Consider the following 13222-nt stretch of genomic DNA (forward strand, 5'->3'; position numbering starts at 1 on the left):
CTTGGGCTATGACGGGCTATGGACCGCATCCAGTGCGCCGCTTACTCCGGGAATCCACCGGATCACCTTGCCAACGGTATCTATTTCCCATCCTCATTGTGCCGTCAGCACCATGGGAGTATATTCAGGTAGTCAGATTTCAGAATAAATCGAGATGATACGTTCTTTTATTCTGACTCCTGTCTTCTGACTCCTGACTCCTTAATTATAACAATGACATGCTACCGTGTGGCCGGGTTTAATTTCCATTGGTGTTGGCCCGGTTTGCCGGCAGATGTCCCGTACTTCCCTGCAGCGGGAGGCAAAGCTGCAGCCCGGCGGTAGATTTTTTAAATCGGGGGGCACTCCGTCAATCGGTGTAAGCCTTATTTTATCGTCGGTTTCCAGCTCAGGCAAAGAGCTTAATAAACCACGGGTATAAGGATGGCAGGGGGTGTTGAAGATAGTTTCTACATCGCCCTGCTCCACTGGCTCGCCGGCGTACATAACCAGCACCTTTTGGCATAGCTCCGCTACTACACCCAGATCGTGGGTAATCATAATAATGGCGGTTCCGGTGCTGTCTTGAAGTTTTTGCATTAAATTCAGGATTTGCGCCTGAATTGTCACATCCAAGGCTGTTGTTGGCTCGTCTGCGATTAACAGGCTGGGGTTGCAGGCCAGGGCCATCGCAATCATGGCTCGCTGGCGCATTCCGCCGCTTAATTGATGCGGGTAACAGGCCGCTCTTTTTTCCGGCTCGGGAATGCCTACCTGCTTTAACATTTCGACAGCCCGGGCCAGGGCTTCTTTTTTATTGATTTTGCGGTGCATAATCAGCACTTCGGCAATTTGATATCCGATAGTTAAAACGGGGTTGAGGGAGGTCATGGGGTCTTGAAAAATCATGGATATCTGATCACCCCTTATTTCCCTCATGGCTGATTCTCTCATAGACACAATGTCGCTGCCTTTGTATAAAATCTTTCCTTCGACAATTTTGCCGGGCGGTGAGGGTACCAGACGCATTATCGACATAGCCGTGATGGTTTTGCCGGAGCCTGACTCTCCGACAATGCCCAGGGTTTCCCTTGCATCCAGGCTAAAACTAACTCCGTTAACGGCCTTAACTACCCCGGCTCTGGTAAAGAAATGAGTTTTTAAATTATTAACCTCAAGCAGTTGTGGACTCATAGGGCTCCTCCCCCGGGTTGAATGACAAAACATTTATAACTTATCCATTAAAGCTGCAGATCCTATTATTTATTTTTTTTCTCTAAAAGATTTTGTTTATATCTTCTGTAAAACGAAAAAATTAAGCAGTATTTTTTATTTTTAAGCACAGATAATACAGGTAATATAGAAGCGAAAGATTAGAATTAATTCGGAAACTCGATTTCAAAAATGCTGCTTTGTCATCGCGCGGGTCGATAGCGACCTGGCGATCTCACAAGAAAAAGTGGGGGTAACAGTCGGAGATTGCTTCGTTGACGCTCGCAATGACAATCCTTTGAAGTTTCCGAAATTACTCGATTATTAAAAGGGGGTATGTAAAATGGCAAGATATCTTTCCGATCAGACGAAATTCGAATTTGCACAGGAGTTGGGAGTTGCTGATAAAGTTACCCAGGGTGGAAGCTTGTATTTTGGACATGTCAGCTCAAAAAACTGTGGTAATTTTGTTAAGCTGGCCATTCAGAGGGTTGAACAAAACATGCTGTAAATCCGCCCGTCGGGCGGTTTTTTTTGCCTTTTATTCAAAAAGGGCGGACAAAGTCGCTCGTGTCGAAGCGGGCGGACAGAGTCGTTTGCCCTTACAATGCAAAAAATTACTATAGACGAAGCTCTTAGGGTTTTGTAAAATTAAACTAACCGGTTAATTGATATCGGTAATCAGGGGACAACCCCAAAATTGAGGGAGAGGGAGGAAATAAAATGTTCATGGTACAGATTGATGCTGATAAGTGTGAAGGCTGCGGAGAATGCACAGCTTCTTGCCCGGCGGACATTCTTGAAATGGATGGCGACAAAGCTTCTGTTGCCGGTGACCCTAATGACTGTCTTGGCTGTGAAACCTGTGTCAGCGTTTGTCCTAATGAAGCTATTACTTTAACCGAAAATTAATTTTAATTTACAAGCATTAACTATTTATTCGCCCATGTCCGCTAAGGATGTGGGTTTTTATTTATATTTTTTACATGGTCTGCTGACTTGCGAATTTTGTCTTGGTCACCCCTATATGAAGTCAGGAAGCGACATTATTAAGCCGTTGTTGGCCGGGCCTAAAGCATTTATCATAATTATTGTGGAGGTGAAGAGTTTGTATTACATCGCAGGGGTGGCCGAAGACGGCAGCGAGGTGAGCTGTGACTTTGGTTTTGACATGATTGAGCGCATAATTTTGGACGACATTTTAATTGACTTGCCGGAACGCATTATGGAAAGTCTGGTTACGGAAAAACGGTTTTCTTATTTTGGCAGTAGCCCCGGGTTTGTAATAGAAGATTTAAAGGGCAAAAAGATTTATAATTTGCTCAAATATAATCTGGACATATCCCGGGAGGTCTGTCTGGCCACGGTGGTTGCAAGGGAAAACTTAATAATAGCCCTCAGGAGGGCCATGATCAAGGTTATCAACCAACCTCTTTGGCGATGCGGCAGAGGTTTGGAACAACCGGATTTGTTTAATAATGTAGTTGTATATAATCCCCAGTTATTGCGCAGTATGCTCGGTCGTGAAAAATACGGTATTTGGGACCATGGTGAAGACAGAACACGGGCTCTAAGAGTTTTATATAAATTGCTAGATTTTTTGTATGAAAAAGATAATCTAGTACAAATTATTTTTTATAATGAATTGATTTGTCCCCATTGGGAGGCTTCCGGAGAAATTTGCTTTAATAACAAGGGGGAACTGACAGCTTTTAAATATTTTGGTGAGGGCAATGGTCAATCTTATAAATACTACCCTGAAATGGAGATTTGGCACCGTAAATAGCAGGGGTGGAATTGTGCTTTATGGGCAGGATTGCCCCTGGTGACATAGAATTGATCATAAAACAAACTTTCGGGGGGCAAACAAAATGGACAGGCTATGGGCGCCGTGGCGCAGTGTTTACGTTGGTAAAGATCAGGGATCGCAATGTATTTTTTGTGAAAAATTAAATGCTTCTGCGGATCAGGACCGTGAAGATTATGTTTTGTATCGCGGTAACCAAGTATTTGTAATCTTAAACATCTTTCCCTATAATAGCGGGCATCTGCTGGTTGCGCCCAAACGGCATGTGGGAGATATAGAGGATTTGGACCCTGAAGAGATGCGGGAACTCTTCTCAACAACTCAGTACATGGTAAAAGTATTGCGCAGTGCCTTTAAGCCGGACGGCTTTAATGTGGGTATCAATCTGGGCAAGGTTGCCGGTGCCGGCATTCCGGGACACCTGCACATTCATGTTGTGCCGCGGTGGAATGGAGACAATAACTTTATGCCGGTTTTAGGAGATGTGCGGGTTATTTCAGAGGCTCTTGATACTACATTGCAGAAATTAAAAGAAACTATGGACAAGGAGTAATTTTTCCATTAAACTATTTCTTGACTTGTGGTTACTGATATGTTAAGATAAATCTTGCGTCGGGCAAACCCGGCAGTTTAATACGGTGGGTGTAGCTCAGGTGGTTAGAGTACCAGATTGTGGCTCTGGGGGCCGTGGGTTCAAGTCCCATCACCCACCCCATTATTTTGGGGCGTAGCCAAGTGGTAAGGCAACGGGCTTTGGACTCGTCATTCGTTGGTTCGAATCCAGCCGCCCCAGCCAAGAAAAAAAATTAAGGCCCTCCAACGGCCTGCATTATGACCCATTAGCTCAGTCGGTAGAGCACCTGACTTTTAATCAGGGTGTCCCGCGTTCGAGTCGCGGATGGGTCACCATAAAAAACCCCTGCGGTAAATTATACCGCAGGGGTTTTACTATTCAATCAATCTTTTGACTCCCTGGCTGAGATGCGTTCAATATGCAGAGCAATGACCGCTACTTTAGAGGCTTGTTCATCGTAAACCGGAGCAAACTCGCCTTTAACAAATCTTTTGACCAGTAAATTTAAAGCAGCTAATTTTTCTTCCATTTCTTGGACTAAATAGGCCTTGCCGAAAACTTGAACGCTGATAAATCTTGTGGAAAATTTACATGGATTATCGTGTTCCAAAATATCAATTAATTGGGATACCTCAAAACAAACCCTGCTGTCAGCTGCAATATTAGCTATCTTTTTTCCTTTGGGTGATGAATGAAAATATATTTTGTCATTGTCTAAAGCATAATGAAGAGGCGTTATGTATGGTCCTTCCGGCCCTATAGTGGCCAGTCTGCCCCAGGTTTGGCCGGCAAGAAACGCGTTTGCCTCGCTATCCGTTAAAAGATCTTTTTTCATTGATACATATACCTCCAGTTTTTTGTTACATGGGATGAACATTTGCTTTAATAACATCCCACATAGGTTCTGAAATTAAGCCCAGTCGCCATAGGGCAATACCTTGCAGATTATACCGCTTGGCAATGCCAATTTTCGCTGCCAGGCTCCGGGGCGTTTCATTGGGCAGGGAAATGCCAAGCACCAGTTTATCTGCGGGCACAGAGTTTAATGCTAATTCTACCGCCTGGATAACCATGTTTTCCGGTTCCGGTTTGACACCGTAATCGTAAGCCATGATAATTATACTGTCGGCAGCTTCTCCCAGCGCATGATAATCATAGCCTTGGTAAACGCTGTTTAAAGGATGTAAAGAAAGAGTAAGGTTTAACCCTTCCGGTTTTAATTCATTAGACAGTTCACTGACGAAGGCAGTGAACTCATTATTGATGCCGGAAGATTGACCATTTTCCCAGCCAAGACCTTCAAAATCAAGGTTTACACCCTGGTATGACCTGGCCTCGTTTTTGATGGAATTTACGGCTTTGGTTCTTACTGCGGGGTCTTTCAGTAAATTGGTGATCATGGAACCGGAATCGGTTAGATGAACTACCATTTCTGTATTAAGTTTAAAAGCTGCCGCTTGCTGCAGTACAATCTCCCAGCCTTCCGGTCTTTGCCAGCCCGTTGTACTAACGGTGGTAAGATTTCCCTGTTCATCTAGGCTATACCACCCGAGAGCAAGTCCCCCTACCGCATCGGTGTTACCCGGACTGGTTTCCGGGTAGGGTTTGGCAAATAGGTTTTGCCAACTGCTTGTTTTTTCGTCCCCCAGAGCATAAAATCCTACTACTGTCATGTCCTTACGTGGAGAATTAATACTAACTTCTCTGCTTTCATTGTTCCAACTTACCTGGCAGCTAAATGCTTCACCAAAAAAACGCAGTGGCAGTAATGTTCGGTTGTTAAGTATTATCGGGGGTGCTTCCAGATTAACCGTGCTATGATTACCTGCAATGCCATCAACGACAGCAGTTTTATTATTGATTTGTAATATAACTTTAGTCTCTTGGTTCCATGCAGTTATGGTGTTTGTGCCGCCATCCCAGTCAACATTGACATTGAGTGCTTCAGCAATGGATCTAAATGGCAACAACGTATAACCATTCATAATTACGGGCTCGGCATCAGATTGAAGCGGTAAACCATCAATTAAAACTGATACATTGCTTTGAGCAGCAGCAGCGTTTTGAATCATAGGTAAGATTGTGAGGGCTATAATTAATGATAAAACGAATATAAATATTTTTTTGTTCAAAGTTTTCAGACCTTTCCTTTTGATATAATTTGATTTTCGACAAAAAAGTGTTTATTACCTTTAATTAAATTAAATGATAGGTTTTTAATTAAAATGAAATTATAGCCGGAATCAAATCAAAATGATTGTCTTGATTGATTATTCCTACACGACTATTTTTTAAAACGTTCGTTAAAAAGTGTCACACATACTGAACTATTTTGGGGGAATCATACTAGTGAAAGTCAACTTAATCAATTAAAAAAAAGGAGGAAATTAACATGGCAACCGGACAAAGAACAAACAGAAAACTGATTCCTCAGGCTTCACAGGCAATGGATCAATTTAAATATGAGACAGCTGCAGAACTGGGCATCCAAAACTATCAGGGTTATCTTGGTGACATTCCTTCCAGGGTGAACGGCGCTGTTGGGGGTAACATGGTCAAGAAAATGATAGCCGCTTATGAGCAAAGCTTGGCCCAGGGAAATAAACCTGCTACCCCGAACGTTACTAATCAACAGCCGACTCCTTAACAATAAACCGGCCAAACGGGCCGGTTTATTTTTTGTTTTTTTGGTATTTTCAATAACCAAGCTTAGTAATATATATGATAAGCAAAGGGGGGTGAATACATGCTGAAAAAACACTATCTGTTAAGACCGGTGGCCCACTGCAAGGGTGGATGCCCGAGATGGTCCCGGGCAAGACAATAAACTGCCTCAAAAATAAAATGCAATAAGAATTTTAGGAGATTCTGTTGATTTGCGGGAATCTCCTTTATTTTCTCTTGCTTTGCATGTAAGTTGCTAATAAAATATGGTTATCATTATTATTATAATTACATAGTTTTTTCTTTTATAAAGTATCTTTTTTATTGTATAATGCTTAAAACAAAAAATAGGAGGAATTAATATGCCATTTGAAGTATATAGGCCCAGATCATCAAGAGAAAACGTTGTTGCCCTAACTAAGCATCATATTAGAATTGGCGGGAAACTGGTGGATAAGTTGGGTGGCAATCGCGTTGAGGTTGCGTTTGATAGGGAAAAGAATAGGTTGCGTATTAAAGGTGTTGAAGATGGTGGCATGATGTTAAATAAAAATAAAATCGGAGCGAGGGGTATTTTTAGGTACTTCGATATAGACAATAAAAAAGGAAGTTACGCTGCGGAATACAATGAAAAAGAAAATGCTGTATTTGTTGATTTAAACCAGTCCAAGTAAGTCCTTTTAAACCCTTTAAAAGGATTGACACGCCGCCCCGCCTAATTTAAAATTAAGCAAACAACTGTTTGGATGGGGAATTTAATATGCGTACAGGTATTGCCAACCTGCCTTTGCATGGGCATCATTGCCCGCGCTGGTTATTTGATCGGATGGTGCGTCTCAGTGCGGTAATTATTGAGGCTGTGGTTGAAGAGTTTGGGCCGCAGGAAGTGCTGCGACGGATGGCCGACCCATTCTGGTTTCAGGCGCTAGGCTGCGTGGTGGGGTTTGACTGGCACTCTTCCGGCCTGACAACTGTGCTTTGTGGCGCGATGAAACAGGGTTTAATGGACAGACAGCAAAATCTTGGAGTATTTTTTGCCGGTGGCAAGGCTATGACTTCGCGCAAGACGCCATTAGAAATTGCAAGATACACTGAAAAATATGCTCTGCCGGATCACGTTCAAGAGCTTCAATATGCCAGCAGGCTATCGGCTAAAGTTGACTCGGCAGCTATTCAGGATGGTTATCAAATCTATCACCATTTTTTTGTCTTTACAGGTAATGGAAATTGGGCTGTGGTGCAGCAGGGCATGAATGGGGAAAGAGGATGGGCCAGGCGTTATCACTGGATTAGCGATAGTTTAAATAGTTTTGTGGAAGAACCTCATCAGGCTGTTTGTGGCCGTCAAGCTGACAACGTGCTGAATATGGTGGCTAAAAATAGCTCGAAAGCCAGGGATGTGACCGTATACCTGGCTGGTGAGCAGCCGGAAAAAGTTATTTCCGGTCTTAGAAAAATAGCTGATTTGCCCGGTGATAAGCTGCTGCAGCTGCCCGGCGCCCACCCTGTCCCGCAAGCCGGCAGAATAGAAAAGACATTAAGGCGGCTCTATGACCTGGCACCTCAAAATTACGAGCAGTTAATCGGTACGGAAGGGGTGGGCCCTGCAACCGTCAGGGCCTTTGCCCTGGTAGGAGAGGTTATTTACGGGGTTAAGGCAAGTTACCGGGATCCTGCAAGGTATTCTTTTGCCCATGGGGGCAAAGACGGTCACCCTTATCCGGTAGATAAAAAAGTTTATGACAGCTCTATTATGATGCTGGAAACGGCGGTTAGAAGGGCCAGAGCAGGTGACCGTGACAAAGTTGAAGCCCTGAGGCGCTTGGCGGCACTTCAGAAAGGGTTTTTTAAAAAATAAAAAAGTTGGGGTGATTTCGCATTAATAAACCTGATTTGCCTAATTTATTGAAAGAGCTCAAGGAACTTTTAGATAGCCGGGCTTTCGAGCGCAGGCAGGTTGTGCTCTCCTCCGGCAAGACCAGCAATTATTATTTTGATGGTAGAAAGGTATCATTAAATCCTAAAGGCGCTTACTTAATTGCCAATATTATTTGTGACATGATCCGTAATGACAACGTGAATGCTATAGGTGGTCTTACGATGGGGGCGGATCCAATTGTGGGCGCCGTAGGAGTAGCGGCTTTCGAACAAGGAATGAATATGTCTTTGTTTATTGTCCGTAAGGAGGCTAAAAAGCACGGAACAATGCGTTTGATTGAAGGGCCCGCTTTACAGGCAGGACAGCGGGTGGTTGTGGTGGACGATGTAATTACCACCGGAGGTTCGATTATCAAGGCTGTGCAGGCAGTTAGAGAAGTTGGTTGTGAGGTGGTGAAAGCCATTGCCCTCGTTGACAGGCAAGAAGGCGGCGCTGAGGCTCTGCTGGAGATGGGGGTAAAGGTTGAAGCTATTTTTACGGCAGCTGATTTTGGATTATAGTAAAGATACGCCGTTATAACCTCTTGGGGATAGACCACCATGCCGCTAACGCGGTACCAGCAGAAGAATGAAAAAGGTACGTAGGGGCGGACGGACGACCCTGTCCGCCCGCCAATGTGTTTGAGTTTAAGCATAATTTTTCTGGATAGAACAAAAGGGAACCGGGTGCAGGTTCCCTTTTGTTTAGGATAGGGTTTTAAGATAAGAGCTGCTGTCTGATAACTTTACCTGACGCAGTTCTGGGAATTGCTTTAAACACTATCTCTATAGGCAGTGTCGGGTCATCGAAATTTTTGCGGCAAAATTCAATAATGTTTTCAGGTGAAGGAGGAGGACTGCCGGGTTCTACAAAAGCTTTTATTACCTGTTCGCCGTTAGGCGTGTTATAGGTTGTAATTACCACATCCTCCACCGCTGGATGATTGACGATGGTTTTTTCCATTTTACGTATTTTTAATACCAGATCATTTGAAAATGCCAGACCTTCCATGATAATCCCCCTTAGATCTCCCTTTTATAAAACAGAATATTTATAATATTTATATAATTTTTACGGTTAAAATGCAACTATCTTTTGCTGAGCGGTTATTATAAAAAGTTAGGTGGTAAAATATCAGTTTTCAGTTAGCGCTAATAATATAGAATAGGAATTGTGAATTATAAAGCAAGGATTTTGGATTAAATAGTCGAATAATTATTTAATAAATATTATGGGGTGTTAATAATGACTGGAGATAGAGCTACTGCAGAAAATACCCAGACCATCAAAGTTAATCTGGTAGGCGCTGGCGTATTAAATGTAAGAAAAGGTATTTCAGTGCTGGATCTGGTTCAATATGACGAATATCAAAGGAAATCACCCATTGTTGCCGTGATGGTTGATAACGCTTTATACGGTTTGCTCTGGGAACTGGAGCAGGACTGTACTGTAGAATTTATTGATATGGAAAGCTCCGACGGCATGCGTGTATATACCAGAAGCATGGTTATGCTGCTGGCTCGCGCCGCCAGTGAGGTGCTGCCCGGATGCAAGCTTAGAATGGAGCATACCCTGGGTAATGGCGTCTACGGGGAAATAGATTATGTCAGGCCGTTAAGAAAAACAGACGTGGATAATATTGAAAAAAGAATGCACGAAATAGTAAAGGCTGACGAGCCGATAATTGTGCATAATGTGCAAAGGGAAGATGTAGAAAATTTGTTTAAAAAATCCGGTCAGACTGAAAAACTGAATTTAATGCGCTATCGTAAGAATCCGGGTGTGTATGTTCATACCTGCGGTTGGTTTAATGACTTTACTTACGGCAATATGGTTCCCAGCACAGGGTACCTGGGCATCTTCAGGCTTCGCTATTATATGCCCGGATTCATTTTGGAACTGCCGCGGAAAGAAAACCCCCAGGTTGTTCCAATTTATGTTGAACAGGGTAAGCTGGCCAATATTTATTATGAATCTGTAAAATGGAGCAAAATCCTTGGTGTAAGCAATCTGATTGATCTTAATGATCTGGTTGAAAAGGGCAAGGCCGGTGATTTAATAAGGGTTGCCGAGGCCTTCCAGGAAAAGAAAATTTCAGAAATCGCCGATCAAATTGCCAGGAACATTGACTTAATCCGGGTAGTATTAATTGCCGGCCCATCTTCTTCAGGTAAAACCACTTTTGCCCAGCGCCTTGGCGTGCAGCTGCGAATTCATGGTATTAAGCCGGTACCGGTATCAATGGATGATTACTTTGTTGACCGGGAAAAGACTCCCCGGGACGAAAAAGGTGAATATGACTTTGAATGCTTGGAGGCAATCGACAGCGAACTGTTTAATGAACATATTATTAGTTTAATCCAGGGTGAAGAAATAGAATTGCCGTCATATGATTTTATAACAGGCAGCAGGCAAAAAAGCAACAAGACTTTGAAACTCGGTGACAGGGATTTACTGATCATTGAAGGTATCCACGGTCTTAATGATAAACTGACTTCTTCTATACCCAAAGGTCGTAAGTTTAAAATTTATGTCAGCGCTTTAACCCAGATCAACCTTGATAATCATAACTGGGTTCCTACTACCTATCTGCGCATATTAAGACGCATAGTCCGTGATTATAACAGCCGCGGCAATAATGCCACTGATACCATCCGCCGTTGGCCGTCTGTGCGCCGGGGTGAGGAAAAGCATATTTTTCCGTTTCAAGAAAGTGCCGATATAATGTTTAACTCGGCGTTAATATATGAGATAGCGGTGTTAAAGGGTTATGCAGAACCTTTGTTAAAAGAAGTCAGCCGTGATAATCCCGAGTATGCAATGGCGCGCCGTTTACGCCGTTTCCTGGGTTATTTTGTGCCCATATCCTGCGAGGACATTCCATATAATTCTATTATCAGGGAATTTATCGGCGACTCTTGTTTTGCAGTGAAATAAAAAAGGGGGAGAAGCCTAATGTCCGGTGAAATTGCTGATTTGCTTAAAGAAGGCATGGAAAAAACAGGTGAGATTAGTTTTGAACTGAATGATGGGAAAATTTTAGATGCTGATGTTAAAGATGTTACAGTCTTTTATAAGCTTTTAGGAGAATCCCGGTTTAAATTTTTCCGCAGTAACGATTTTAAGTTGGTTTTTGTGCACCTAACAGAGGATTGGATGCGTCAGGCCAAAATTGATCTTAAAGACCTTAATTGCAGTGACATCCCTATTGAAGTGACCATTGCCTGGGGAGAAAAAGAAGACACCATGTCGGTAAGGTGTCCGGGAGGTATAAATTTTAGCACGACTGCCATGCATATAGATAATTAGTGCATAAGCTAGATTGTTTGTCTTATGGGTATTTTAATTTCCCTGATCGTTCTTGGTTGTGGGTCGCTAATATATACTTCGACAATAAAGTAGGAATAGTACTTTTTGATGGCGGTAGCCAGCCCAAAGGTTCTTAATCCGTGCCGGTCCAAAATCTGCACCAACTCACCGTAAACTCTGGCTTCGATGAAAAGTTTTTCAGTCAGGTCCTCATGGGCAGTGCCAACCAGAGTTTTGCTGACCGCCATTTCAAATTCATCCAATGCCGGTATGAGCGGAGATATTTCATATTTATTGTAATCTTCTATTAAATCAATCATCATAAATACCTCCTGACGGGCGGACAGGGTAGTCCGTCCCTGCCGCTATTTATCTTGGAATATATTAACATTAATGCTTTAAAATGTCTATATATAACAAGTTGTCTTTATCCCTAAAAATAAGACAATAACCCCCGCAGAAGTATCGCGGGGGTTGGTTTTGGAAGCTCCGCTTCCCATCATTAGCCTCATGTGAAAAATCCTTTTTTATTACTGCTGCTGCAGCCACACCGGGAATCTGTTGCCAGTTTGACGTTGCTGCTGCCGCAGTGCGGGCAGGTTGTTTTGACCGGCTTGATAAACATGTATTTGATAATAAAGTCTTTGGAACATTGATGGCACTTGTAATTAACTTGCGGCATTGTTATCCCTCCTTTATCTAGATATTAGTATATTAAAAATAAAAAATCAATATTAAAAATCGGCTCCTTTGCTTTATGAAATAAATCAGTGGTGAGGGCTTTGGGGGAATGGTTCTTTGAAAACATTTTACGTGTATGTTCTAATTTGCAGTGACGGGACATTATATACTGGTTACACCACATCTATTGAGGATAGATTAAAGAAGCATAACCTCGGGCTTGCCAGTAAATACACCCGGACCAGGCTGCCGGTTAAATTAGTTTATTACGAAACAACAGCTTCAAAAAGTTTAGCTATGCAAAGGGAATACGTTATTAAAAGGATGTCTCGCACTGAAAAACTAGCACTTATCAGTCAGGAGTCAGAATGAGAGAACTGTTTATCGTCTCGAAGTATTCTGAGCACCTGAATAGTAACAAATATTTAACCCTTAAACGGGAAAACGTAAGTTTAAAATGGAGTGGATTGGTATGATTATTATTAGCGCCTGTTTGGCCGGCGAACGCTGCAGGTATACCGGTGATGGCTTTGATTTTCCTCACTTGCGTCAATTGGTGGAAGAAGGAAAGGCCCTTCCGGTTTGCCCGGAGGTGTTGGGTGGGCTGCAAACACCGCGGGAGCCAAATGAAATTGTGGGTGGCTCCGGCTTTGCTGTGCTGGATGGCAAAGCCAGGGTATTGACAAGTGCAGGCAGCGATAAAACAAGAGAATTTATACGTGGGGCCAGGGCGGTTTTGCGAACGGCCCTGGACAGCGGTGTCAAAACAGCAATTCTAAAAGAACGCAGCCCTTCTTGCGGAAGCAGTATGATTTATGACGGCAGTTTTAACGGAAAGAGAATTCCCGGCTGTGGCTGTACTGCCGCGCTGCTGATTAGAAATGGCATCAGTGTTTTTTCTGAAGAGAACTATAACAAGAATATATGTTTTGATTGATGTTGGGTGTTGACACGAAATAAGTGAGAATATATAATAAACCAAACAAATGTTCATTGATCTCGTTAACCGCCGCTAAGACTCCCGCCTCTATAGGCGGAAGTTAAGCGGCGATAAACTCGAAATAAGTGCGACTAAGGT

18 protein-coding genes and 3 tRNA genes are annotated in these 13222 nt (G+C 43.0%); 15 read left to right on the forward strand and 6 right to left on the reverse strand.

Going from position 1 to position 13222, the window contains the following annotated elements:
- Positions 1–201 precede the first annotated feature (201 nt).
- A complete protein-coding gene (locus BM056_RS11295; protein ID WP_092471512.1) occupies positions 202–1173 on the reverse strand; it encodes an ABC transporter ATP-binding protein in 972 nt (323 codons plus the stop codon).
- 361 nt (positions 1174–1534) lie between these two features.
- Between BM056_RS11295 and BM056_RS11300 the strand changes: the two genes are divergently transcribed.
- From BM056_RS11300 to BM056_RS11330, 7 genes are all read left to right on the forward strand, one after another.
- Positions 1535–1702, forward strand: a complete 168-nt coding sequence (locus BM056_RS11300; RefSeq protein ID WP_092471513.1) for an alpha/beta-type small acid-soluble spore protein — start codon at positions 1535–1537, stop codon at positions 1700–1702.
- Positions 1703–1914: 212 nt separating this feature from the next.
- The gene (locus BM056_RS11305; RefSeq protein WP_092471514.1) at positions 1915–2103 is read left to right on the forward strand and encodes a ferredoxin family protein; all 189 of its coding nucleotides are present in this window, start codon (positions 1915–1917) and stop codon (positions 2101–2103) included.
- Positions 2104–2299: 196 nt separating this feature from the next.
- Positions 2300–2977, forward strand: a complete 678-nt coding sequence (locus BM056_RS11310; RefSeq protein WP_092471515.1) for a hypothetical protein — start codon at positions 2300–2302, stop codon at positions 2975–2977.
- 85 nt (positions 2978–3062) lie between these two features.
- Positions 3063–3551: an HIT family protein gene (locus BM056_RS11315; RefSeq protein ID WP_092471516.1), complete on the forward strand. Its 489-nt coding sequence runs from the start codon at positions 3063–3065 to the stop codon at positions 3549–3551.
- Positions 3552–3636: 85 nt separating this feature from the next.
- A tRNA-His gene (locus BM056_RS11320) sits at positions 3637–3713 on the forward strand.
- Between the two features lie 6 nt (positions 3714–3719).
- A tRNA-Gln gene (locus tag BM056_RS11325) sits at positions 3720–3794 on the forward strand.
- A 37-nt stretch (positions 3795–3831) separates the two neighbouring features.
- Positions 3832–3907: transfer RNA gene (locus BM056_RS11330), tRNA-Lys, on the forward strand.
- Positions 3908–3954: 47 nt separating this feature from the next.
- On the opposite strand, the gene BM056_RS11335 is transcribed toward BM056_RS11330, so the two are convergent.
- Both BM056_RS11335 and BM056_RS11340 read right to left on the reverse strand, forming a co-directional pair.
- On the reverse strand, positions 3955–4407 hold the full coding sequence (locus tag BM056_RS11335; protein WP_165613484.1) for a pyridoxamine 5'-phosphate oxidase family protein: 453 nt from the start codon (positions 4405–4407) through the stop codon (positions 3955–3957).
- 25 nt (positions 4408–4432) lie between these two features.
- On the reverse strand, positions 4433–5644 hold the full coding sequence (locus tag BM056_RS11340; RefSeq protein WP_092471564.1) for a stalk domain-containing protein: 1212 nt from the start codon (positions 5642–5644) through the stop codon (positions 4433–4435).
- A gap of 320 nt (positions 5645–5964) precedes the next feature.
- Between BM056_RS11340 and BM056_RS11345 the strand changes: the two genes are divergently transcribed.
- From BM056_RS11345 to pyrE, 4 genes are all read left to right on the forward strand, one after another.
- Positions 5965–6219 carry an alpha/beta-type small acid-soluble spore protein gene (locus BM056_RS11345; protein ID WP_092471518.1) on the forward strand — a complete coding sequence of 85 codons (255 nt, stop codon included), beginning with the start codon at positions 5965–5967 and terminating at the stop codon, positions 6217–6219.
- Positions 6220–6598: 379 nt separating this feature from the next.
- Positions 6599–6910 carry a hypothetical protein gene (locus BM056_RS11350; protein WP_092471519.1) on the forward strand — a complete coding sequence of 104 codons (312 nt, stop codon included), beginning with the start codon at positions 6599–6601 and terminating at the stop codon, positions 6908–6910.
- 107 nt (positions 6911–7017) lie between these two features.
- The gene (locus BM056_RS11355) at positions 7018–8094 is read left to right on the forward strand and encodes a DUF763 domain-containing protein (protein WP_435050962.1); all 1077 of its coding nucleotides are present in this window, start codon (positions 7018–7020) and stop codon (positions 8092–8094) included.
- Positions 8095–8141: 47 nt separating this feature from the next.
- Positions 8142–8675, forward strand: coding sequence for an orotate phosphoribosyltransferase (gene pyrE / locus BM056_RS11360; protein ID WP_238456424.1), 534 nt, complete (start codon positions 8142–8144; stop codon positions 8673–8675).
- A 196-nt stretch (positions 8676–8871) separates the two neighbouring features.
- On the opposite strand, the gene BM056_RS11365 is transcribed toward pyrE, so the two are convergent.
- Positions 8872–9165 carry an AMP-binding enzyme gene (locus BM056_RS11365; protein WP_092471522.1) on the reverse strand — a complete coding sequence of 98 codons (294 nt, stop codon included), beginning with the start codon at positions 9163–9165 and terminating at the stop codon, positions 8872–8874.
- Between the two features lie 234 nt (positions 9166–9399).
- On the opposite strand from BM056_RS11365, the gene BM056_RS11370 reads away from it, so the two are divergent.
- Entirely contained in the window at positions 9400–11091 is a 1692-nt protein-coding gene (locus BM056_RS11370) for a nucleoside kinase (protein ID WP_092471523.1), read from the forward strand.
- Positions 11092–11109: 18 nt separating this feature from the next.
- Positions 11110–11463: a hypothetical protein gene (locus BM056_RS11375; RefSeq protein WP_092471524.1), complete on the forward strand. Its 354-nt coding sequence runs from the start codon at positions 11110–11112 to the stop codon at positions 11461–11463.
- An 8-nt stretch (positions 11464–11471) separates the two neighbouring features.
- On the opposite strand, the gene BM056_RS11380 is transcribed toward BM056_RS11375, so the two are convergent.
- Together BM056_RS11380 and BM056_RS26215 are read right to left on the reverse strand one after the other, a co-directional pair.
- Positions 11472–11783 carry a hypothetical protein gene (locus BM056_RS11380; RefSeq protein ID WP_092471525.1) on the reverse strand — a complete coding sequence of 104 codons (312 nt, stop codon included), beginning with the start codon at positions 11781–11783 and terminating at the stop codon, positions 11472–11474.
- 188 nt (positions 11784–11971) lie between these two features.
- On the reverse strand, positions 11972–12145 hold the full coding sequence (locus tag BM056_RS26215) for an FmdB family zinc ribbon protein (RefSeq protein WP_165613485.1): 174 nt from the start codon (positions 12143–12145) through the stop codon (positions 11972–11974).
- A gap of 116 nt (positions 12146–12261) precedes the next feature.
- On the opposite strand from BM056_RS26215, the gene BM056_RS11385 reads away from it, so the two are divergent.
- The gene (locus BM056_RS11385) at positions 12262–12516 is read left to right on the forward strand and encodes a GIY-YIG nuclease family protein (RefSeq protein ID WP_092471526.1); all 255 of its coding nucleotides are present in this window, start codon (positions 12262–12264) and stop codon (positions 12514–12516) included.
- Positions 12517–12616: 100 nt separating this feature from the next.
- The gene (locus BM056_RS11390) at positions 12617–13081 is read left to right on the forward strand and encodes a 2-thiouracil desulfurase family protein (protein ID WP_092471527.1); all 465 of its coding nucleotides are present in this window, start codon (positions 12617–12619) and stop codon (positions 13079–13081) included.
- Positions 13082–13222 lie beyond the last annotated feature (141 nt).

The organism is Desulfotruncus arcticus DSM 17038, assembly GCF_900113335.1.
Classification (GTDB): Bacteria; Bacillota; Desulfotomaculia; order Desulfotomaculales; family Desulfallaceae; genus Desulfotruncus; species Desulfotruncus arcticus.

What these genes read in the sequence shown, in the direction of transcription:
- BM056_RS11295 (WP_092471512.1), bottom strand. Translation starts at nt 1,173, where the DNA reads ATGAGTCCACAACTGCTTGAGGTTAATAATTTAAAAACTCATTTCTTT.
- BM056_RS11300 (WP_092471513.1), top strand. Translation starts at nt 1,535, where the DNA reads ATGGCAAGATATCTTTCCGATCAGACGAAATTCGAATTTGCACAGGAG.
- BM056_RS11305 (WP_092471514.1), top strand. Translation starts at nt 1,915, where the DNA reads ATGTTCATGGTACAGATTGATGCTGATAAGTGTGAAGGCTGCGGAGAA.
- BM056_RS11315 (WP_092471516.1), top strand. Translation starts at nt 3,063, where the DNA reads ATGGACAGGCTATGGGCGCCGTGGCGCAGTGTTTACGTTGGTAAAGAT.
- BM056_RS11335 (WP_165613484.1), bottom strand. Translation starts at nt 4,407, where the DNA reads ATGAAAAAAGATCTTTTAACGGATAGCGAGGCAAACGCGTTTCTTGCC.
- BM056_RS11340 (WP_092471564.1), bottom strand. Translation starts at nt 5,644, where the DNA reads ATGATTCAAAACGCTGCTGCTGCTCAAAGCAATGTATCAGTTTTAATT.
- BM056_RS11345 (WP_092471518.1), top strand. Translation starts at nt 5,965, where the DNA reads ATGGCAACCGGACAAAGAACAAACAGAAAACTGATTCCTCAGGCTTCA.
- BM056_RS11350 (WP_092471519.1), top strand. Translation starts at nt 6,599, where the DNA reads ATGCCATTTGAAGTATATAGGCCCAGATCATCAAGAGAAAACGTTGTT.
- BM056_RS11365 (WP_092471522.1), bottom strand. Translation starts at nt 9,165, where the DNA reads ATGGAAGGTCTGGCATTTTCAAATGATCTGGTATTAAAAATACGTAAA.
- BM056_RS11370 (WP_092471523.1), top strand. Translation starts at nt 9,400, where the DNA reads ATGACTGGAGATAGAGCTACTGCAGAAAATACCCAGACCATCAAAGTT.
- BM056_RS11375 (WP_092471524.1), top strand. Translation starts at nt 11,110, where the DNA reads ATGTCCGGTGAAATTGCTGATTTGCTTAAAGAAGGCATGGAAAAAACA.
- BM056_RS11380 (WP_092471525.1), bottom strand. Translation starts at nt 11,783, where the DNA reads ATGATTGATTTAATAGAAGATTACAATAAATATGAAATATCTCCGCTC.
- BM056_RS26215 (WP_165613485.1), bottom strand. Translation starts at nt 12,145, where the DNA reads ATGCCGCAAGTTAATTACAAGTGCCATCAATGTTCCAAAGACTTTATT.
- BM056_RS11390 (WP_092471527.1), top strand. Translation starts at nt 12,617, where the DNA reads ATGATTATTATTAGCGCCTGTTTGGCCGGCGAACGCTGCAGGTATACC.